The sequence below is a fragment of the Brevibacillus sp. BD137 genome, from assembly GCF_041644655.1.
Lineage (GTDB): Bacteria > Bacillota > Bacilli > Brevibacillales > Brevibacillaceae > Brevibacillus > Brevibacillus brevis_D.
The window spans coordinates 208046-227662 of sequence record NZ_JAOTNO010000010.1 but is presented as its reverse complement, the minus strand read 5'-3'; the positions used below and the strand labels follow the sequence as shown (position 1 = coordinate 227662).

Here is a 19617-nt window from a genome sequence, read left to right as displayed (position 1 = left end):
TTATATACACCTTATCCATCAGTTCTTTCTCTCATGTTTTATACGACTACTAGCGATTCAAGTTTTTAATGTACATGCCAGTAGCCACTTGTCCCTCGTAAACCCATCCTGGCGGAACAGGTGAATATTTGCTTACTAATAATACGGTTCCATAAGGAGCTCCAACGACATTCATGATCGTCTTGCTATCATAATTTTCTCGCGATACAACCCATCCAGTTGGAATGGGGGAGAACTTGGTCACATTGAACTCCGTACGATAAGATGCTCCTATTACATATTTGATCACGCGACCAGCTACTTCATCTCTTAAAACTACCCATCCCGCTGGAACGGGAGAATATTTACTTACTCGTAATTCCTGACCATAGGGAGCACCTGCTGTATTTTTAATGAGCTTGGAACCGAGATCTTCACGAATGACCACCCAACCTGCTGGGACAGCAGCAGATTTTCGAATCCATTCCTCATCTGAGCTCCATCTAGCAGAAACGGATGAATGTTCTTTCTGACTATCAACACTAGATGATGTGTTTGCGGCTTGAATCGGAGACGTTAGCACTGCGGAAAATACGGCTACACTCAATGCTGAAAAAACCATTTTCTTGAACAAAGTGATTCCCACCTCTCCTATCATTAAATTCTACCAAAATATACCATAATTTTAAAAACGAGTAAATTTTTAAGAAAAATCTATCAATTCCCTCTCATTATTCCTATCTATCAATGACCTAAATAAATATTTTTTATCGAGAAACTAAAAAAATTTCTTTGCTATCGAAACACCAAGCAAATATTCTGAATATACGTTTCCTAACATTTTAAGGGGGTATTTATGAAAAAGGGACTGGCAATTGCAACCTGTCTTACCTTGCTTTTCGGGGTACTAGCGGGGTGCTCGAACTCTTCCGCACCTGCTGAACCCACTGGCTCCACTACACCTGCAGAAGCGACAAAAACAGAGCCGATGGTGTTAAAATGGAGCATTAACAGCGAGCCTCCTTCGATGGACCCTGGGATCGCCGTCGACGCGGATTCGTTTGACATGATTTATGCTGCCTTTGAGGGTTTGACCAGCTATGATCTGAATGGACAACTCGTCAATGCAACGGCTGAGAGCTTCACCAACTCGCCGGATTACATGAACTACACCTTCAAAATTCGCAAGGACGCCAAATGGAGCAACGGAGACCCCGTCACCGCCCATGACTTCGTCTATGCGATCAAACGCAACCTCGATCCGAAAACAGCGTCTGAGTACGCCTATCAGCTTTATTACATTAAAGGAGGAGAGGAGTACAATACGGGAAAAGGCAAAGCAGAGGATGTAGGCGTCAAGGCTGTAGACGACTACACCGTCGAATTCAACTTGAAGTCACCCACTCCGTTTTTCCGTGAGCTAACCTTCTTCCCGACCCTCTTCCCGTTGCATCAAAAAACGCTGGAAGGAAACCCGAAATGGGCGAATGAAGCGAAAACCATCGTAGGAAATGGTCCCTTCATCATGGACAAGTGGGAGCATAAAAGCAGAATCGTCTTTACGAAAAACCCGAACTACTGGGACAAAGACAGCGTCAAGCTCGACCGGATTGAAATCGCTATGATCGAGGATAACAATACAGCGTTCTCCATGTTTGAAAATGGCGACATCGACTGGGGCGGCTATCCTGCCTCAACACTTCCGACCGACGCAATCCCTACACTCAAGGATGCAGGCAAGCTGATGGTCGCGGATAATCCCGGCACGCAATCCGTTGTTTTTAATACAAACAAACCACCGTTCAACAATAAAAAAATTCGCCAAGCGTTCGCTTATGCCATCAAACGTCAGGAAATCATCGACAATATTTTGCAGACGGGTGTTCCAGCCGCCTATGGTTGGGTACCGACTTCCATGGGATTAAAACCAGACGGCTACTTTAAAGAAGACCAGGCGAAAGCCAAAGCATTACTAGATGAAGGTATGAAGGAGCTCGGACTCTCGACCTTCCCGACCGTTACCTACACGTTTGACACGAATGATACCAATAAAAAACTGGCAGAAGCCCTGCAAGATCAGTGGAAAAAAGCACTCGGTGTTGACGTCAAGCTGTACACAGCGGAGCTGAAGGTGTACCGCGACATGAGATCGCAAGCGAACTTTGACATGATCCGTTTCCAATGGGGCGCAGACTTCAACGACCCGATCAACTTCCTGGAGATGTTCCGCGATAAAACGGGCGGAAACAACCACCCGGATTGGGAAAATGCCAAGTTTAAAGAGCTGATCGATAAGAGCTACAACGAGCCTGATCTGGACGCGCGGAAAAAAATCCTGCTTGAAGCGGAAACGATTCTTATGGAGGAAATGCCGTTGGCTCCAATCAACTTCCGTGGAAGCCCTTATGTGAAAAACGATAAGGTGAAGGATTTCATCATCTTCCCGCTTGGTGGTGCGTACTTCAAGTACACCTCAATTACTCAATAGGGCAGGTTTTGTGCGAACATAGTGGTGGGGAAGAGAAAAACGGGCTTCCTCCGTTCGTGGCACGCCAACGAGGAAGCGGAGATGTCCGTCTCCACTCCAAAAAGCGGTACGTCGACCAAAAGCCACCCGATGGGCGGAAGCTTCTCAGGGAAGAGGTTGGTCGACAAGCGTGTACCGCTTTTTTCCGTTTCGACTGGGTAGGCGTGCCAAGGCCTCCGGTCGCTCCGTTTTTCTCTTCCTCTCCGAAACCTTTGTATTCACGAGTTTCTTGAAAAACACATAACACAAATAAAACAGGCTGTACCTGTCTGGATAGACGGTACAGCCTGTTTTATTACATTTACACAGTCAGCGTTTTTTGGTCGTTTCCGTGGTAAGCATTAGTGTCCAGCTCTTTTGTCACTCTACTCGTCAAAAGTCCGGAGGTCATGCTTCCGCTTACGTTTAGTGCTGTGCGGCCCATGTCAATCAGCGGCTCAACGGAGATGAGCAGACCGACAATGGCTATTGGCAAATTCATCGTGGACAAGACGAGCAGTGCTGCAAAGGTCGCCCCGCCCCCTACTCCTGCAACCCCGAAGGAGCTGAGTGCCACAACTGCGATCAGTGTCAGGATGAACGATGGTGTCAGCGGATCAATTCCTGCGATAGGTGCTACCATGACAGCCAGCATGGCTGGATACGTACCTGCGCAGCCGTTTTGTCCGATGGAGAGTCCAAAGGAGCCTGCGAAATTGGCAATTCCTTCAGGAACTCCCATGCCTTGCTGCGTTTTTACATTCAGCGGCAGCGCACCCGCGCTCGTACGTGAAGTGAAGGCGAACGTCAGGACAGGGAATGCTTTTTTCACATAGGTGATTGGATTCAATCCTGCAAACGTCAACAGCAACAAATGAACGATAAACATGATGATCAGCGCCACATACGATGCAACAACGAACTTGCCCAGCTGCCAGATGGCATTGTAATCGCTGGTAGCTGCGACTCTGATCATGATTGCCAGTACACCATATGGCGTCAGGCGCAAGATCAATGTCACGATACGCATAGTGATGGTATGGAATGCGTCCACGATTTTCGCAAACAATTCAGCTTGCTCCGGATTTTTACGTTTTACCCCTAAATACGCAACACCGATAATCGCAGAGAAAATCACGACGGCAATCGTGGAAGTCGCCCGATCTCCAGTCAGATCGAGGAACGGATTCGCTGGAAGCAGCTCTAGGATTTTCGCGGGCATGCTCAAGTTCTCGATATCACCCAAGCGCTGCTCTACCTGTTCGATCCGAGCGGATTCCGCATCCCCCTGCTGGAATTGTGCGCCATCGAGATTAAATGCCAAGGTAGTCGAAATCCCGATTGCTGCCGCGACAGCAGTCGTCCCTACCAAAAGTCCGATAATCAGCGTACTGATTTTTCCAATGTTATTGGTTAGTTTCATTTTGGTGAAAGCCGATAAAATAGATATGAATACCAGTGGCATTACGATCATTTGAAGCAGCTTCACATAGCCTTTCCCTACAATGTTGTACCATTCGATGGTGGATTTGAGTACGTCCGATTTGGCTCCGTATACGTATTGCAAAATGAGTCCAAATAAAATCCCGAGTCCGAGGCCGACAAATACCCGCTTGGAAAAAGAAATATGCTTCTTTTGCATGGCGTACAATCCAGCAATGAATAAGAGCAACAAAACAATGTTTACGATGATCAATAACGTCGACATATATTCCCCTCCCTTTCGTTCTATGTACCTCTCATTATTGTATTCGGTATAGATATAGTTATATTACCAACAATACCTACTGGTCAAGTATGAATTGTTTTTGTATTATTCCAAACTGTCTTACATGAATAGCTTTGTCCGGCTGTTGTGGTGGGGAGGAAACAGGAGAAAACGCTCAGATTCTAGGGCCACCCCCTGGGGGATTGACTGCCCGGCTCCATGAAAAAAAGCGAAACCTGCGTCCAAAGTCGTCCATTCAAGGGGGAACTCAGAGGTGGACGCTAAGGGCTTGTTTCTCTTTTTTTCATTGCGCCTCGGGCGGTGTCCCTAAGATCTTCGCTGTTTTCTCCTGTTTCCTCTACGAGCCTTCCTTGTTTAAACGGGTCTTACATGCCTTAAAAGATTGAAAAATGCAGTACATTACGACAGAGAAGAATATTTCCAGACGTAGCGAATTGTGAAGTCCTACCGAGCGGAGAAGGGATTCGCGGGAAAATAGAAACGCAACCGTGCCCATACGGCGTAGCGGCTACCACTTTTGCGTTTCCCCGCGAATCCCTTCGGAGCGGGCAGTCCTGACCCCCGGCGGGACGGAGCACTGAAGCCTAGACTGGAAATATTCTTCTCCCCACCGCAGCCACATATCAAGTGACCAATGAAAAAACCAGGAACCGCCCATTTGGACGATCCCTGGTTCGTTAGTAATACGAAATCATTTCGCTTATTTTAATTGCTTCACCACCAAACACCACAACCAAGTGATGACGACCGCACCAATGGCTCCGGCAATGACGTTAAAGCCTGCCCACATCCACAGCCAATCACCCAGTACCAAATCGCCCAGCCAGCTACCCAAAAGAGCAGCAATGAGCGAAGCCCACCAGCCTGATCCTGTCGCTTTTCCTTTACAGATCAAGCTCATTGCCCACCAAACGACCACACCGACGACAGCCCATACGAACCAGAACATTCGTACACACTCCCTCTCTTATGATGGTGACGCTTACATTAGGGCCAAAATAATGACTAGTTATCTGTTACCATCATATTGAACAAAAGAGAAAGTGTGCATAGGCATTTAATTGGTATACAGTTCTGCTCGACGGTTAGCAACACTTGGCAATTTGCCCCGTACTCGTTCAATCCGACTTACATCCAGTTCTGTGACCAATAACGTTTCTTCTTCCCCTGCACTTGCTATCACGACACCCATCGGATCGACGAACATGCTGCGTCCAGCAAAAATATTTCCGACCTGATCAGCCGCACATACGAACATTGTGTTTTCAATAGCACGCGCACGAACCAGCGTCTCCCAGTGATCCTCTTTCATCGCTCCCGCTACCCAGCCTGCTGGCACAAACAAAATATCGGCACCCTGTAACGCAAACTGTCTCGCGATTTCCGGGAAGCGCACCTCGTAGCATACCATCAGCCCGATTTTGCCAAATTCCGTTTCCACCACTTGATACGGATTATCCCCAGGCGCGATGAAGTCCGATTCCGTGTAGGAAAAGGCATCGTACAAATGTGTCTTGCGGTACGCATGTAGCAGCTGTCCTTCACGCCCTAGAAAAACAGTCGTATTGTAGGCACGATTCTCATCACCCTCGATGGATTCGAACACACCACAAACCACATAAACTCCGTACTTCGAAGCGAGCTCTGCCAAGCCGGAAACGAATGGACCATCCAGCTTTTCCGCTACCTCTGCCGGGGTTACTCCCGACTTTGGAGTGGCAGGCGCACTGTACATTTCTGGCAAGATTACAAAATCTGCCCCTGCTGCTTTTGCTTTTGCAATGTAATCGGCTGCTTTTTGCAAATTTTGCGTCTTATCCATCGTCGCTGTGAGCTGTGCAATGGCTACTTTCATGAATATCCCCGTCCTTCCTATTCATACAAAGCTCTCGTTTTCTTACTTGCTAGTATAACTGATTTTGACCGAGTTCCAAGTAAATATGCTTTACCAGCTGGACGTCTTGTATATAATGGACTTGTCATCTTGCGTATAAATTTTCACCCTATTGAAAGTAGGTGAGTCCATGTCCATCCGTATCAAGCTGCTGCTCTCTTACACAGGGATGCTAGTCATCAGCTTGCTAACGTTTTTTGTAGCCGCCAGCCTATTTACGATTGCAGCGACAGGTGATTTCAACAGCTTTCGCGATTTTTATAAAGTGCATTATCAGCTCAATCCGCTGACAGAACAAGAAGAGAATATTTTCCTTGAATTGAAATATCTCGCCAAGAATGAGCCGGATCAACTGCAAAATCAGGAGCTGCTTGCCGATTATGATTTTAAGCTCAAAACGGTACGAGCCGGCCTGTATGTCCGCAGAGAGAGCAATCAAGTCTTTACCTCCCCGACCATCAATCAGCCCGAGCTGGAAAACAGCTTGCCGCCCTATGACTTGAACAACAACCAGATTCGTAACACGTTCAACATCGGCGAAAGATTTTATGCGTATGCCAAGTTTGACTTCAAGTTTTCGGATGGCGCAAAAGGCAGTGTTTTTGTAATCCGCGAACGCAGTCCATTTGGTGAGGTGATCCGCAATCTACTGCCGATGCTCGTGTTCCTCCTCCTCGGCGTCCTTGTCATCGCAAACGTCTTGCTGTACCGCTGGATTACTCGCAGTGTCGTCCAGCCGCTCGATTTACTGCGAAATTCAGCTGAGAACATCAAGGAAGGCAATCTAGACTTTGAGCTCCATCTGTACACGAAGGACGAGATTGGACAACTGAACGAAGCGTTCGAAAACATGCGCAAACGATTGCAGGAATCAGTGCGACTGCGCCTTGCGGACGAAGAAAGCCGCAAAGAGTTGATTTCCAACATCTCGCATGATTTACGTACACCGATCACCAATATCAAGGGCTACATAGAGGGAATCCGCGATGGCGTAGCTGATACCCCGGAGAAAATGGACAAGTACGTCAACATCATTTACTCCAAGGCAGTAGACCTCGACTTGCTCGTTGATGAGCTGTTTCTCTACTCCAAGCTCGATCTGAAGCAAGTGCCCTTTACGTTTGAACATGTAGATATCGTCCAGTTTTTGGATGACTGCATCGACGAGCTGCACTACGATCTGGAAAAGAAGGGCATTACGATTCAGTGGAATCAACGCACAGCAGAAGGCACCCTGGTCATCGCCGATTTGGAAAAAATCAAGCGCACCGTCTTAAACATCATTGGCAACTCGCAAAAATACATGGATAAACCTGAAAAAATCATCTGTGTCTCGGTTCAAGCGGACGCTCATTGGGCTACCATTGAAATAAAAGACAACGGCATCGGTATTCCGCAAGAAGCCATTCCTCACCTGTTCGAACGCTTTTATCGGGTGGAGCAATCCCGTAATTCTTCTACGGGCGGTAGTGGTCTCGGACTCTCCATCGCGCGCCAGATCGTCGAGGGTCACGGCGGAAAAATTTGGGTAGAGAGCAAGCAAGGTGTAGGTACCAGCGTTTTCTTTACGCTAAAACGTACCCACAAACAATAGGAGGTGCACATTCCCATGTCACGTATCCTCATCATTGAAGATGAGACGACTATCGCTCAACTGGAGCGGGATTATTTTGAACTGAACGGCTTTCAGGTCGATTTATGCCACTCTGGCAGCGAAGGCTTGCCGCTTGCCATCAATGGCGACTACAGTTTGATCATCGTTGATTTGCAGCTTCCGGGCATGGATGGCTTCGAATTGTGCAGCCAGATCAGACAGGTCAAGGAAGTGCCGATTCTGATCGTCTCCGCCAAAAAAGAAGAGATCGATAAAATCCGCGCCTTTAATCTCGGTGCCGATGACTATATTACAAAGCCGTTTAGCCCCAGCGAATTGGTTGCCAGAGCCAAAGCCCATCTGACAAGATACGAGCGTTTGACAGCCCGACAAGTTGAGCCATCGAACGCAGAGATTCACATTCGCGGTCTCGTCATCGACAAAGTCTCCCGAAGAGTCTACGTACGCAATCAGGAAGTTATTTTCACGACAAGAGAATTCAATCTGCTTGAATTTCTAGCGACCCACCCAAATCGGGTTTTTAACAAAAATGAGCTGTTCGAACGAATCTGGGGCATGGACTCCAGTGGAGATATTGCGACCGTTACGGTACATATTCGCAAGCTGCGGGAAAAGATCGAAGTCGATCCTTCCAATCCGCAGTATATCGAGACGGTCTGGGGTGCCGGTTACCGATTTACTGTCTAAACGGGAATACCATGATCATCACAAAAACCTTCAGCGAAAACGAAGACGGATTTTCCGCTCTACGTCAAAGCTGGAGGTTTTTTTACGTGTAAGAAGGTGCAATAAAGATCATTTTATCTTTTTTTAAGAACTTTTTTAGATTCTATTAATCTCTTGTTTCTTGGCAGTTTAGGTCTCTCGACTATCCTACAAGTAATCAAGCAACACCCACTCAACTGATCTAGAGGAGGACCAACTGATGAAAAAGTTTTCCAATAAAATCGCGATCATGATGCTCGCAACTGTTATGGGCACAGCATCCCTTCCTTACGCTGCACTGAATGTGCAAGCAGCTTCCACTCCCCTGAATGCTCAAGAAATTCAGCAAGCCGTTACTGAACTCTCCAAGCTGAAAGTCATGCAAGGCAGTAACATTCATAATCAAGTTACGCGTGCTGAGCTGGCAAAAATGGTCGCACACACCTTTGGCTTGCAAGGCGGCAAAACAGATAAATCCGTAACGTTTACGGATGTGAAAGCAAATGACTGGTTCTATAAATACGCGGTAGATCTGGTATCCCTCGATATCATGCAAGCAAAAGATGGCCATTTTGATCCACGTGGAACCGTGACAGATGCTGAATTCGTGCAAATCGTCGCAAAAGCGCTCAAGCGTGATGTGAAGTCGGTTAACTACTGGGCGGAACGCTTCTTCTCCGCAGACAGCAACGTTACTCGCGGTGAAGCCGCTTATCTGTTGAATGTGGCTCGCCAGGCAATCCCTTCTGATAAAGCGACCATCACGAGCGTACACGCCTTGAACGAAATTACATTGATTGTGACGTTCGATGCTCCGTTGACCGCAGAAAATGAAGTATTTGCCAAAGCAAAAGAAGACTTTGTCTTTAGCGATGGACTGACACTGACCAATATGCCACGTCTGAAAACAGGTTCTACCAATACTTACATCGTGCCAACCTCTGTTCAAAAGCCAGGAATCACCTACAGCCTGACATACAAAGGGAAAAAGGCTGGCACATTCGCGGGCAACGCAACCAAGATCAACATGACAGAAGTGCGCCAAGTAACAAACGATACGTTTGAAGTCGAGTCCCTGCAAGCAAATGGTGTCATCGATTATGGATATGTCATCTCCGCCTACAGCGGAGGGCGCGGTGCAAATGCCTTGGTGCTGGATCAAAACAACAGTGCAAACGGCAAAACGTATCAAATCATTTCTTCCATGCAAGCAAGACAAGTGACCATTACACCAGAAGGCGGACAACCAATCGTAGCGAAATACGTGCCTTTCACACAATCAACAGACGGCAAGCAAGAAATTAAATTCCGTCTCCCAGAAGGCCAAGTCCTGACCCCGGGCGTTACGTTCACCATTACCTCCGACTGGGCGAATATCGCGAATCCAACCTTCGTCGCACAAGAAATCGCTCCGCTCGAAATCAGCGAAGCCAAAGCAGTTAGTGAAACTTCTATCACCGTTTCCCTGACAGAGGACCCGGGAGACGAGCTGTTCTCTGGACGCAGTGTAGAACTCACTAGTGCAGACGGAGAAAAACTGCTGGCGACATACAAATATTCCAGCCGCAAAGGTACCACAGGCGTGTTTGACATCCAGCAAGATGGTAAACTGAAAGCAGGTACCACATACAAGGTAACACCTGTCGGCGATTGGGCTGGCAAATCTTCTGCCGAGCTGACAGTCGAGTAGTCTTTTTATGAGAGTTCAAAAAGTCGGCTTTTCAGTACCGAGAAAGTAACGTGAACCTGAAGAAGGAGAAGCGGAGTGTAGGAAACCTACATGAGCACCAGACTTCGAAGGTGAACGTTACTTTCGATGCCGAGTTTGCTCTCAAAACTACTTCGTGATCAAAAGATGACTTTATGAACTACCTCTTTTGTATAATGCAGGTATCCAAATCAAAAGAAAGGTGTGGGCTCGCTATACTGCGTATTGGTCTTATGACGATCGCCATCACTCTGTCAGGGTGTCAGATGAATTGGAACACCCTCCTGACGAGTGGCGAGCAGCAAGCAACCCAGGCGGTGAAAGTTGAAATGGATAAGCTGAATCAAGCCTTATTGACAGCAACTAGTCAAGGAGACAAAGCAGCGATTGAGAGGCTGCTTGCAGAAGGCGCGGATATAGACGCCACCGATAGTAGAGGCCGCACCTCTGCGATGATCGCGGTCCACTCTGGTCTACTAGACGTTTTCAACTTGTTGGTTGAACGCGGAGCCAACATCAACATCCGAGACAACAACTTAGACAATCCCCTGCTCTTCGCAAGTGCAGCAGGCCAACTCGCGTTCGTAAAAGCCTCGATAGCAGCAGGTGCTGACACTACCATTACGAACCGTTTTGGCGGAACGGCCTTGATTCCTGCGGCTGATCGTGGACATGTCGAGATCGTTAAGGAACTGCTCACCACCTCCGAAGTCAACATTGATCACGTCAACCGATTGGGCTGGACCGCGCTCTTAGAAGCAGTGATTTTGGGCGATGGTGGCAAGAAGCATCAGGAAATCGTGAAGCTCTTGATCGAGCACAATGCGAATGTCAATCTCGCTGATCACGATGGTGTGACGCCTCTCGGGCATGCGAAGAAGCATGGCTACAAAGAAATGATGGAAATGCTCACGCAGGCTGGCGGAAAATAAGAAGATAACCCAAGTCAATTTTTTGAACTACCTTATGGAAGAAACAAAGGATAGGATCGTCAGAACTCATCTGACCCCTATCCTTTTTCTTATTTTCTAGCCCAAAAGCCCCTGCAAAAATCAAAACTTTTCCTATATTTAGGCGTCTACTACTAGTAAATCATTCCATTATGCCTATACCATTTTGACAGGAGCCTGTTTTACATGACCGTCAGCTCGTATACATCGATTCTGGAAACGGATAAACGAATCCGAAAAGCTTCTCCTAACCTTGAAGCTAAGGTGGAGATGTACAAGCTCTTTCTCGCTTCTACAGACGCTATTGAAATCCACATCAATAACCTGACGCATCCATTAACTACCATTAGAATCTATGACATCCATCGAACAAAACTTGCAGAAGCTGAATATAGTCCGAACGCCCCCATCATCCTTCCGTTTTTTCCAAAAGAAGATGGTCTTTACTATGTACAGCTGACGATTGGGCCTGATCCAGACCCGCAGCACACCTATCAATTGCACGTGGATAAGTACAAACGCCTATCGGGGCTCATGAATCAATCGGGGGAATTTACCGCAGAAAATGGTCCGTACATGATCGGACCAGAGGATGTCATCATAGCTGCTGGGACATCTATCAGCTTTGAAGCAGGGACATCCATCAATGTACGGTGTCAAAACAAGATCGTCGTCCAAAACGGTGCCTCTGTTTCTTTTCGCGGGGAACCGGTCAAACCTGTCGTCGTCATCGGAGCGATTGACGATACAACCGCACACCGTTGGAATCAGCTTGTGTTATCTCCCTTGGCTGAGGCAGCCTTCCAGCACATCATTGTGCAATACGACAACGATGAAGACGGCGCGGACTTTTTGACCTCAGCAGCCCCTTTTGTAGCGATCGCCTCATCCGTTGAAGAATTTGAGTCAATGGTTGCCAAAGCGGACTATGTGGAGCGGGCCGCAGTCGTGTCTCCCTCTTCTCGCCTGGACTTCATCAAAACTTGGTTCCAGCAGTCTAGCCCTTATCGCTTTCATATTTTGGGCGATCTCTTACCTGAGCTTTATTTCGGCATGGATGTCACCACTTTTGCTCGATGGGAAACCGATACGAAGCGGATTAACGAAGAACGAGTAGAAGCTGGTGAAATCAATTACTGGGATTTTGTTAATGGCAACTTCACTGCCGATTTAATAGAAGCAACGTTTCTGTTTGCCAATAATGAGAGTAGCCCGGAGCTACGAATTCAACGATTGATTGATTTTCTGATCATCGCGCAAAAATGGAGGAGAAAACACGGATGCTTCAGCCTGTTCGACATGCTCGATCCGTTCCACGATCACGACGAGGAATTTTACAAAACGTTTGAACAGATGTCGTCCGCCTTCTGGCTCGCGCATAATACATCCATTATTCACTGGGATACTCTTTCACGAGAACTCGATATTTGGCAAAAAGAAAGTTTCTTCGAACGACAATTCATCAACTCTGTCATGATTCGCCTGCACTTCGCAGCCGATCTGCCGTTCTCCCTTCCGGGGTATGGAAACAACATTCCACCTGTCGGCTTTCTGGGTATTTCCATTCACTTTGGCCCTTTCCGCTATCCAGAGGCCTATCCGGCTCCCGGGCCTGAATTCGACGTCAATTACGGCGAACTCTCTACAGCTACCTATGTGAAATTTATGTTCGAATCGTTGCTCAACGGCAAAACGAATCCCGTCTACACGTGGTGGATACCTACACAAGCGGATAAGGAGCTGTTTCGAACCTTACAGGAAAAAGGCATATCACTGGATTCCCCTCCGGAAGATTGGGACCGCGAATTCGTGCAGCCTGCTAGAAAAACGCTGGAGGAGATTCGGGCATTCTACCTTAACCCAACTCTTCGAGAAGATAAAAGAACGATGTCTTCCAACTTTTGAGGTCGGGGGAAGCCATAGCACATGTTTTCCAGTCGCCTATATCCTCTCTTCGTTCGGGCGGTCTCCTTCCAAACATGTGCCATGACTTTCGAACAGCTGAAGATTATTTCGGGGATTAGAGCTTTTTTCAGTTATGTCTGGAAGTCTTTTGAGGTAGATATCTTTTGCTTCATCTTCTGGTGTATTTTAGACATCTCGATTCATATTTCAGAGCTTCTTAAGCTGCGTAGAAAGAAGCGCATTTCCAGTCCTAGCGCCTCTGGAGCCCTACTTAGCTCCGAAATGAATGGCGGGGAATTTCAGCTTTTATTACATACAAAAACGCATTTGCGTTTTCTGGTTTGAAGCGCTCCCGCCATTCATTTCGGAGCGGACAGTGAATCCCCCTTGTGGGGCGGAGGCCGAAGCGTAGACTGGAAATGCGCTTCTTTCCCCCACTACAGCTACTAATTCACAAAATTTTTCCCATAGTAAATCTCGTCCATCTCTATTTGCAATTGCTTCGTAATATCCTCCTGCTCCTCTGGTGTCAGCCTATCCTTCGTGTATCCAAACAAATAATTGTTCAGATCAAATTCCCTGCGTTTGCATTTGGTATGGAAAATATTGTCTTGGTACACATTCACATCAATCATGTGGAACAATTCCTTAATTTCCTCGGGAATATAATTTTGAATGGAACTGATGTCGTGATCGATAAACAGCTTATATCCATGGATATCCCGGGTAAAACCGCGCACCTTGTAATCAATTGTCATCAGATCTGTATCAAACGAACGAATTAAATAATTGAGTGCTTTGAGCGGAGAAATTTCGCCACAAGTCGACACGTCGATATCGGCCCGGAATGTACTGATGCCCTCTGTTGGATGGTATTCTGGATACGTATGCACCGTAATATGACTCTTGTCCAATTGCAGCACCACATTTTCAGGCAAAGGTCCGGGGGATTCTTCATAAGATTCAGTAGGGACTTCTACGACAGGCCCCTCAGATACAAGAAAAGTGACGCTCGCGCCTTGAGGTACATAATCTTGCTTGGCCACATTCAGTACATGTGCGCCGATAATATCCGACACGTTTTTCAGGATACTCGTCAATCTCTCTGCATTGTATTGTTCATCTATGTATTCGATATACGCTTCCCGTTCCTCTTTTGTTCTCGTGTAGCAGATGTCGTACATGTTGAAGCTGAGTGACTTGGTCAAATTATTGAAGCCATGCAGCGTAACGTTATGTTCTGTTTTTTGTTCCAAGCGTCATTTCCCCCTGTAGTAGCATCCAAAACTCAGTTTGTCTTACTTTTTCCTCTATCTCGTTCATAAATACCCATTACTTTTGCCCTACCCAAAAATGATTCCATAGCATCAGGGAAACTTAGCAGAATATGGTTCTAATCCCTTGGGTTTAGTGATAAAATATCGAAGTGTGTCAAAATTTAGAAGAAAGGGGGAAATTATCATGCATTGGTATACAAGCGTATTGAAACAATACGTCGCTTTTACAGGAAGAGCTAGACGTCAAGAATATTGGATGTTCACTTTGTTCAACATCATCGTATCTCTGGTAATTGCTCTCGTAGACTCATTAATTGGTACTGCATCTGTTTTGGGCTATATCTATTCACTAGCAGTATTACTGCCTAGTTTGAGCGTAACTGCTCGCCGATTGCACGATACAGGAAGAAGTGGTTGGTGGATGCTTCTTGGGTTAATTCCTTTTATCGGTGCAATTATCTTGATCGTTTTCATGTGTCAAGACAGCCAGGGAGACAACCAATACGGTGCGAATCCTAAAGCTTCGCAATCATTCTAATGTCTCTATCGCCTCTCCTCATAAGGGAGAGGTTTTTTATTTTTAGCTCAAAGAACTCTTTTGCCATGCTCGTCCCTCCTTTGTTTACTTGTGACACACCCACCCCCCTTTTTGTACTGACTATTCAGAAAACAAAAACCCCGTCGGAAGACTTCTTTCGAATACCAAGATGTGCATAGGACAGAATAGAACTGTAAAAACGCCCAAAAGGAGGATTGTACGATGAATAAACAGACGCTGGCTGCCCATGAATCACTGGATATTCATGAAGTACTTAACTTCAAAACACTCTGTCTCGCCAAATCCAAGCTGATGCAAGGCATCGTATTCGATCAGGATTTACGAGCGCTGATGCAAAAAGACGTAGAACAATCCTTGCAAGCAATCGAGGAGCTTCAGACTATTTACAAGAATGCACCCTTCCAGGCACCGATCCCGCAAACTCGCCCGACCCCCATCATAAACTGAAGGTGAAAATCCGATGAACAACGATTATCAAGATCCTATAAACGCGTTAAACATGCCGGAGAAGGCAGATATGACTTTTGCTATGGACTTCCTCATTCGTGCCAAGGAAGGCGTCCGAAACACAGCAATCGCTCTGACTGAAACCATTACTCCGGAAGCAAGAGCCGTATTGCGGAAACAACTCCACCAAGGAATCGCTCTCCATCAAGAAATCGCGGAGCTGATGCTCAGTAAAAAATGGTTCCATCCCTACGAGCTTCATGAACAGTATCAACTAGACCACCTCTCAGCCTTGGAAACGATCCAAATCGGGCAAATGAACCTTTTCCCTGAAGATACTTCGCGAAAAAGCATGTTCGATCGGACACCAGATGAACACCACTGATGGAGGAACTTATCGATGAAAGCTGTTACATACCAAGGCATTAAAAACGTAGTAGTAAAAGAGGTGCCCGATCCGAAGCTTGAAAAGCCCGATGATATGATCGTGAAATTGACAAGCACTGCCATATGCGGATCCGATCTCCATTTAATTCATGGCATGATCCCCAATTTGCAAGAGGATTATATTATCGGTCACGAACCAATGGGTATTGTCGAAGAGGTTGGCCCTGGTGTAACCAAGCTGAAAAAGGGCGATCGCGTCATTATTCCATTTACGATCGCTTGCGGCGAATGCTTTTATTGCAAAAACCATTTAGAAAGCCAATGTGACAATTCAAACGAGAATGGCGATATGGGTGGTTTTTTCGGATATTCCGGTACAACAGGCGGTTATCCTGGGGGACAGGCAGAGTATTTGCGGGTGCCGTTTGCGAACTTTACCCATTTCAAGCTACCTGAAAGCTGCGAAGTAGAGGATGAAAAGCTGTGCTTGATTGCCGATGCCATGCCAACTGCCTATTGGAGCGTAGATAACGCAGGTGTCAAAGACGGGGATACCGTGATCGTTCTGGGCTGCGGACCCGTAGGTCTTCTTGTCCAAAAGTTTTGCTGGCTGAAAGGTGCAAAACGTGTGATCGCGGTTGATTATATCGAGTATCGCCTGCAACATGCAAAACGTACGAACAACGTAGAAATCGTTAACTTTGAGCAAAAGGAAAATATCGGTAACTACCTGAAAGAAATCACGAAGGGTGGCGCTGATGTTGTCATCGATGCTGTTGGTATGGATGGAAAAATGTCAGCCCTGGAGTTTCTAGCGAGTGGCTTGAAGCTACAAGGAGGCGCTATGGGGGCAATCGTCATCGCTTCCCAAGCAGTCCGCAAAGGCGGTACGATCCAAATTACCGGTGTTTATGGCGGGCGCTACAATGCCTTCCCTCTTGGAGACATCATGCAGCGCAATGTCAACATACGTTCCGGACAAGCTCCTGTGATCCACTACATGCCCTATATGTATGAGCTCATTACCACCGGAAAAGTCGATCCAGGCGACATCATCACACACGTCATTCCCTTGGGTGAAGCAAAGCGTGGATACGAAGTGTTTGATACGAAAACAGACAATTGCATCAAAGTCGTTCTTAAGCCTTGATCAAATGATGGGAAGGAGGGTACCTCTGCGATGAGTTACGGATTGCACGAACAGCTTGAACTGCATGAAATTGCTACTTTTAAAACCATTTGCATGACCAAGTCCAAGACAATGCAAGGCCTCGTTTCCGATGAGACGTTGAGACAGCTTTTGGCTGACGATGTTCTCGTATCCACCAGACAGCTTCAGGAGCTGAGCTCTCTACTGACAAAAGCAAATTCATAGGGGGACAAACGTATGACTGGCATTCTTCAAAGCTTAGCTGGTATGGGTGGCCTGACGGATCAAGTAATCGCCATGGACTTTCTCATCTCCGCAAAGAGCGGTGTACGGAACTATGCGATGGCACTGACAGAAACAGGCACCCCGGAAATTAAAGCAACACTAACCAAGCAATTGGAAGAAGCAATCGATTTGCACGAAAAGATCAGCCTATACATGATTGAGCGAGGCTGGTACCATCCATGGAATATTGCCGAGCAGATTGAATTGGATCAGCAAAATATCCAGACCGCGTTACATCTTCCGTGAAGTGAAGCACCCTTTTTGGGTGCTTTTTATATTTTGTCTACTATTCGACAATATCTCCTAAAGTAAAAGAGATGTTTATCCTATAAAATGGTATATATAGGCATTTTTGGGGAGGGGCGATGATACATCTCATAGCATCCACTCGATGAGCGTTTCAGAGCTACATTACCATTGTCAAGAAAGGTTGATGTTCATGTTTAAGAAAGCCTTGATCATCCTGACATTAAGCTCAGTTGTGGCTGTACCATGTTTAGCCGCAGAAGCCCATGGGACCGCTCTACCTTTACAGAAGAAGGCGCCAGCCTCCGCAAAAACAATAATCAAAAATGCCGCATTTGGTCAGGAAGTCTGGGTCATGCTCGGCTCCCCTATTCCAAACGGATGGGTCGTCATCAGAAGTACCGGAACCATGAACCTGATTAAGGATATGAACAATGCTCCGGCTGGTTACGAAGTTTGGGTCATGCTCGGTTCCCCTATGCCACCTGGATGGGTCGTCATCAGAAGTACTGGAACCATGAACCTGCTTAAAAATCTGAACAGCGCCTCTTCTAATGAGGAAGTTTGGGTAATGCTCGGCTCCCCTATGCCTGACGGATGGGTTGTGATCAGAAGTACCGGAACCATGAACCTGCTTAAAAATCTGAACAACGCTCCCTCTAATCAGGAGGTATGGGTGATGCTAGGCTCGCCTATTCCTAACGGATGGATTGTGATCAGAAGTTCTGGGAATATGAACCTGATCAAACATTTAGGCTAATCAGACCAATTGGATAACTGTATCCATAATAGATAAAAACATAGCATCCTCTCATCTACAAGCTGACGTCGAAACCCAATCGACGTCAGCTTGTTTCCTTTTCTTTTTGACCATAGGCTGGGAAAGCTAAAAGTGCACGCCTGGTTTGCTTACTTCGCTTTTGGCGGAGTGTTACTCGGTGGAATCGTTGCTTTTGAACCAATAGAACGATTTCTAGCTGCACCTTGACCAAATACAAAGAGCAAGATTGACGCACAAACCAAAAGTAGAAGGGGAACCGTCCAGCTATCCGTTGCATCATGCAGATATCCGAAAAGGGTCGGGCCTATTGCGGCAAGCAGGTATCCAACTGATTGAGCCATACCGGACAGCTCTGCAGCCTGTTGAGCATTCTCTGTACGTAAACCAAAAAACATCATCGATAAACTAAATGCAAAACCTCCACCAATTCCGAGCATGATGATCCACCAAACAATGAAATTCGCGCTACCGTAAAGTAATCCAAGCGTTCCCATTAAAAGAAGAATGGCCGTAATCGTAACTAATAAACGTTGGCTGGACATACGCCCAGCGATAATCGGAACGATAAAAGTAAAGGGAAGCAAGGCTAACTGCATAACGGATAGGAACCAACCAGCTTGATCTGAACTTATTCCTTGTTGTTTTAAGATTTCAGGTAGCCATGTGATTAGTACATAGAAAAACGTAGATTGGAGTCCCATAAACAAGGTTACTTGCCATGCTAGTGCGGAACGCCATATATTCACACTACTATCCGCCGATTGATTTTGAATCGTGGCTGTTTCCCTATTGCGGCGTTTCATTTGAGGTAACCAAAATAATACGGATACCAAACTAAGAATGGCCCATATTCCCAACGCCCCTCGCCATCCAACTCCTAATCCAACTGCAATGGGAACACTAATACCAGATGCAATTGCCCCTAATAAATTCATAGAAATGGAATATACACCAGTCATTAAACCAATTTGTCTAGGAAACTCCCGCTTTATAAGACTTGGCAACAATACATTAGAAACGGAAATTGCCAATCCAAGAACAGCGGTACCGATATATAAAGTACCGATTCCTGAGAAAGAACGCAAAATAACCCCAAAAGTGAGAAGGATGATGGAAATTAGAATGATTCCTTCTACTCCAAACCTTCGTCCTAATTTAGGAACAATAGGAGAAAAAAGTGCAAAAGCTAATAGGGGCAATGTGGTAATCATACCTGCCAGCGTATTCGAAATATGAACATCGTCCCTAATAAGACCAACTAGAGGCCCTACCGAGGTTAAAGGAGCCCGTAAATTAGCTGCAATAAATATGATTCCTACAATAACCACCCAAACTGCTGATCTGGAAACATTTGGTTTTGATTTCATCTCTTGCGTGTTCATCATTTTCCCTCTTTGTCTATTAGATTGGATACAGGAGTTAATACGAAACCGAAGAAAAAGTATATTATAATATACTTTTTAATAAACAACATATACTATAATACAACTAATA

General features: G+C 46.2%; 19 protein-coding genes. 13 read left to right on the top strand and 6 right to left on the bottom strand.

The features are described from left to right. Positions 1-49: 49 nt before the first annotated feature. Positions 50-613 (bottom strand): hypothetical protein, encoded by a 564-nt coding sequence (locus tag ODZ53_RS21050; RefSeq protein ID WP_372679775.1) that lies wholly within the window; start codon positions 611-613, stop codon positions 50-52. Between the two features lie 222 nt (positions 614-835). On the opposite strand from ODZ53_RS21050, the gene ODZ53_RS21045 reads away from it, so the two are divergent. Further along, on the top strand, positions 836-2467 hold the full coding sequence (locus ODZ53_RS21045; RefSeq protein WP_372679773.1) for a peptide ABC transporter substrate-binding protein: 1632 nt from the start codon (positions 836-838) through the stop codon (positions 2465-2467). A gap of 340 nt (positions 2468-2807) precedes the next feature. On the opposite strand, the gene ODZ53_RS21040 is transcribed toward ODZ53_RS21045, so the two are convergent. From ODZ53_RS21040 to ODZ53_RS21030, 3 genes are all read right to left on the bottom strand, one after another. Continuing rightward, the gene (locus ODZ53_RS21040; protein ID WP_372679771.1) at positions 2808-4193 is read right to left on the bottom strand and encodes an L-cystine transporter; all 1386 of its coding nucleotides are present in this window, start codon (positions 4191-4193) and stop codon (positions 2808-2810) included. Positions 4194-4914: 721 nt separating this feature from the next. Beyond that, a complete protein-coding gene (locus ODZ53_RS21035) occupies positions 4915-5163 on the bottom strand; it encodes a hypothetical protein (protein WP_012684553.1) in 249 nt (82 codons plus the stop codon). 108 nt (positions 5164-5271) lie between these two features. Next, a complete protein-coding gene (locus ODZ53_RS21030) occupies positions 5272-6069 on the bottom strand; it encodes a carbon-nitrogen hydrolase family protein (RefSeq protein WP_372679769.1) in 798 nt (265 codons plus the stop codon). Positions 6070-6238: 169 nt separating this feature from the next. Here ODZ53_RS21030 and ODZ53_RS21025 point away from each other — a divergent pair, with 169 nt between their 5' ends. From ODZ53_RS21025 to ODZ53_RS21005, 5 genes are all read left to right on the top strand, one after another. Beyond that, positions 6239-7702 (top strand): sensor histidine kinase, encoded by a 1464-nt coding sequence (locus ODZ53_RS21025; RefSeq protein WP_372679767.1) that lies wholly within the window; start codon positions 6239-6241, stop codon positions 7700-7702. Between the two features lie 15 nt (positions 7703-7717). Continuing rightward, positions 7718-8410, top strand: a complete 693-nt coding sequence (locus ODZ53_RS21020; RefSeq protein ID WP_372679765.1) for a response regulator transcription factor — start codon at positions 7718-7720, stop codon at positions 8408-8410. Positions 8411-8648: 238 nt separating this feature from the next. Next, on the top strand, positions 8649-10118 hold the full coding sequence (locus ODZ53_RS21015; protein WP_372679763.1) for an S-layer homology domain-containing protein: 1470 nt from the start codon (positions 8649-8651) through the stop codon (positions 10116-10118). 284 nt (positions 10119-10402) lie between these two features. Next, positions 10403-11068 carry an ankyrin repeat domain-containing protein gene (locus ODZ53_RS21010; RefSeq protein WP_372679761.1) on the top strand — a complete coding sequence of 222 codons (666 nt, stop codon included), beginning with the start codon at positions 10403-10405 and terminating at the stop codon, positions 11066-11068. A gap of 204 nt (positions 11069-11272) precedes the next feature. Continuing rightward, the gene (locus ODZ53_RS21005) at positions 11273-12991 is read left to right on the top strand and encodes a hypothetical protein (RefSeq protein ID WP_372679759.1); all 1719 of its coding nucleotides are present in this window, start codon (positions 11273-11275) and stop codon (positions 12989-12991) included. Between the two features lie 446 nt (positions 12992-13437). Here the strand turns inward: ODZ53_RS21005 and speD are convergent, their stop codons facing one another. Further along, positions 13438-14247 carry an adenosylmethionine decarboxylase gene (gene speD, locus ODZ53_RS21000; protein WP_372679757.1) on the bottom strand — a complete coding sequence of 270 codons (810 nt, stop codon included), beginning with the start codon at positions 14245-14247 and terminating at the stop codon, positions 13438-13440. 205 nt (positions 14248-14452) lie between these two features. Here speD and ODZ53_RS20995 point away from each other — a divergent pair, with 205 nt between their 5' ends. The 7 genes from ODZ53_RS20995 to ODZ53_RS20965 all read left to right on the top strand — a co-directional run bounded on the left by ODZ53_RS20995 (position 14453) and on the right by ODZ53_RS20965 (position 18102). Then, positions 14453-14806 carry a DUF805 domain-containing protein gene (locus tag ODZ53_RS20995; RefSeq protein ID WP_142498677.1) on the top strand — a complete coding sequence of 118 codons (354 nt, stop codon included), beginning with the start codon at positions 14453-14455 and terminating at the stop codon, positions 14804-14806. A gap of 222 nt (positions 14807-15028) precedes the next feature. Beyond that, a complete protein-coding gene (locus tag ODZ53_RS20990) occupies positions 15029-15274 on the top strand; it encodes a spore gernimation protein GerQ (RefSeq protein ID WP_188067117.1) in 246 nt (81 codons plus the stop codon). A 13-nt stretch (positions 15275-15287) separates the two neighbouring features. Continuing rightward, a complete protein-coding gene (locus ODZ53_RS20985; protein ID WP_012684542.1) occupies positions 15288-15659 on the top strand; it encodes a spore coat protein in 372 nt (123 codons plus the stop codon). 15 nt (positions 15660-15674) lie between these two features. Beyond that, the gene (locus tag ODZ53_RS20980; RefSeq protein WP_372679754.1) at positions 15675-16811 is read left to right on the top strand and encodes a zinc-dependent alcohol dehydrogenase; all 1137 of its coding nucleotides are present in this window, start codon (positions 15675-15677) and stop codon (positions 16809-16811) included. A gap of 30 nt (positions 16812-16841) precedes the next feature. Continuing rightward, complete coding sequence (locus tag ODZ53_RS20975; protein ID WP_012684540.1) at positions 16842-17036, top strand: hypothetical protein; 195 nt, start codon at positions 16842-16844, stop codon at positions 17034-17036. Positions 17037-17048: 12 nt separating this feature from the next. After that, the gene (locus tag ODZ53_RS20970) at positions 17049-17342 is read left to right on the top strand and encodes a spore coat protein (RefSeq protein WP_016741119.1); all 294 of its coding nucleotides are present in this window, start codon (positions 17049-17051) and stop codon (positions 17340-17342) included. A gap of 193 nt (positions 17343-17535) precedes the next feature. Continuing rightward, complete coding sequence (locus ODZ53_RS20965; RefSeq protein WP_372679751.1) at positions 17536-18102, top strand: hypothetical protein; 567 nt, start codon at positions 17536-17538, stop codon at positions 18100-18102. Positions 18103-18251: 149 nt separating this feature from the next. On the opposite strand, the gene ODZ53_RS20960 is transcribed toward ODZ53_RS20965, so the two are convergent. Further along, positions 18252-19505: a CynX/NimT family MFS transporter gene (locus ODZ53_RS20960; protein ID WP_372679792.1), complete on the bottom strand. Its 1254-nt coding sequence runs from the start codon at positions 19503-19505 to the stop codon at positions 18252-18254. Positions 19506-19617 lie beyond the last annotated feature (112 nt).

Excerpts from the sequence above, each read along its gene's own strand:
- ODZ53_RS21045 (WP_372679773.1), top strand. The coding sequence starts at position 836 with ATGAAAAAGGGACTGGCAATTGCAACCTGTCTTACCTTGCTTTTCGGG.
- ODZ53_RS21040 (WP_372679771.1), bottom strand. The coding sequence starts at position 4,193 with ATGTCGACGTTATTGATCATCGTAAACATTGTTTTGTTGCTCTTATTC.
- ODZ53_RS21035 (WP_012684553.1), bottom strand. The coding sequence starts at position 5,163 with ATGTTCTGGTTCGTATGGGCTGTCGTCGGTGTGGTCGTTTGGTGGGCA.
- ODZ53_RS21030 (WP_372679769.1), bottom strand. The coding sequence starts at position 6,069 with ATGAAAGTAGCCATTGCACAGCTCACAGCGACGATGGATAAGACGCAA.
- ODZ53_RS21025 (WP_372679767.1), top strand. The coding sequence starts at position 6,239 with ATGTCCATCCGTATCAAGCTGCTGCTCTCTTACACAGGGATGCTAGTC.
- ODZ53_RS21020 (WP_372679765.1), top strand. The coding sequence starts at position 7,718 with ATGTCACGTATCCTCATCATTGAAGATGAGACGACTATCGCTCAACTG.
- ODZ53_RS21015 (WP_372679763.1), top strand. The coding sequence starts at position 8,649 with ATGAAAAAGTTTTCCAATAAAATCGCGATCATGATGCTCGCAACTGTT.
- ODZ53_RS21010 (WP_372679761.1), top strand. The coding sequence starts at position 10,403 with ATGAATTGGAACACCCTCCTGACGAGTGGCGAGCAGCAAGCAACCCAG.
- ODZ53_RS21005 (WP_372679759.1), top strand. The coding sequence starts at position 11,273 with ATGACCGTCAGCTCGTATACATCGATTCTGGAAACGGATAAACGAATC.
- ODZ53_RS20995 (WP_142498677.1), top strand. The coding sequence starts at position 14,453 with ATGCATTGGTATACAAGCGTATTGAAACAATACGTCGCTTTTACAGGA.
- ODZ53_RS20990 (WP_188067117.1), top strand. The coding sequence starts at position 15,029 with ATGAATAAACAGACGCTGGCTGCCCATGAATCACTGGATATTCATGAA.
- ODZ53_RS20985 (WP_012684542.1), top strand. The coding sequence starts at position 15,288 with ATGAACAACGATTATCAAGATCCTATAAACGCGTTAAACATGCCGGAG.
- ODZ53_RS20980 (WP_372679754.1), top strand. The coding sequence starts at position 15,675 with ATGAAAGCTGTTACATACCAAGGCATTAAAAACGTAGTAGTAAAAGAG.
- ODZ53_RS20975 (WP_012684540.1), top strand. The coding sequence starts at position 16,842 with ATGAGTTACGGATTGCACGAACAGCTTGAACTGCATGAAATTGCTACT.
- ODZ53_RS20970 (WP_016741119.1), top strand. The coding sequence starts at position 17,049 with ATGACTGGCATTCTTCAAAGCTTAGCTGGTATGGGTGGCCTGACGGAT.
- ODZ53_RS20965 (WP_372679751.1), top strand. The coding sequence starts at position 17,536 with ATGTTTAAGAAAGCCTTGATCATCCTGACATTAAGCTCAGTTGTGGCT.
- ODZ53_RS20960 (WP_372679792.1), bottom strand. The coding sequence starts at position 19,505 with ATGAACACGCAAGAGATGAAATCAAAACCAAATGTTTCCAGATCAGCA.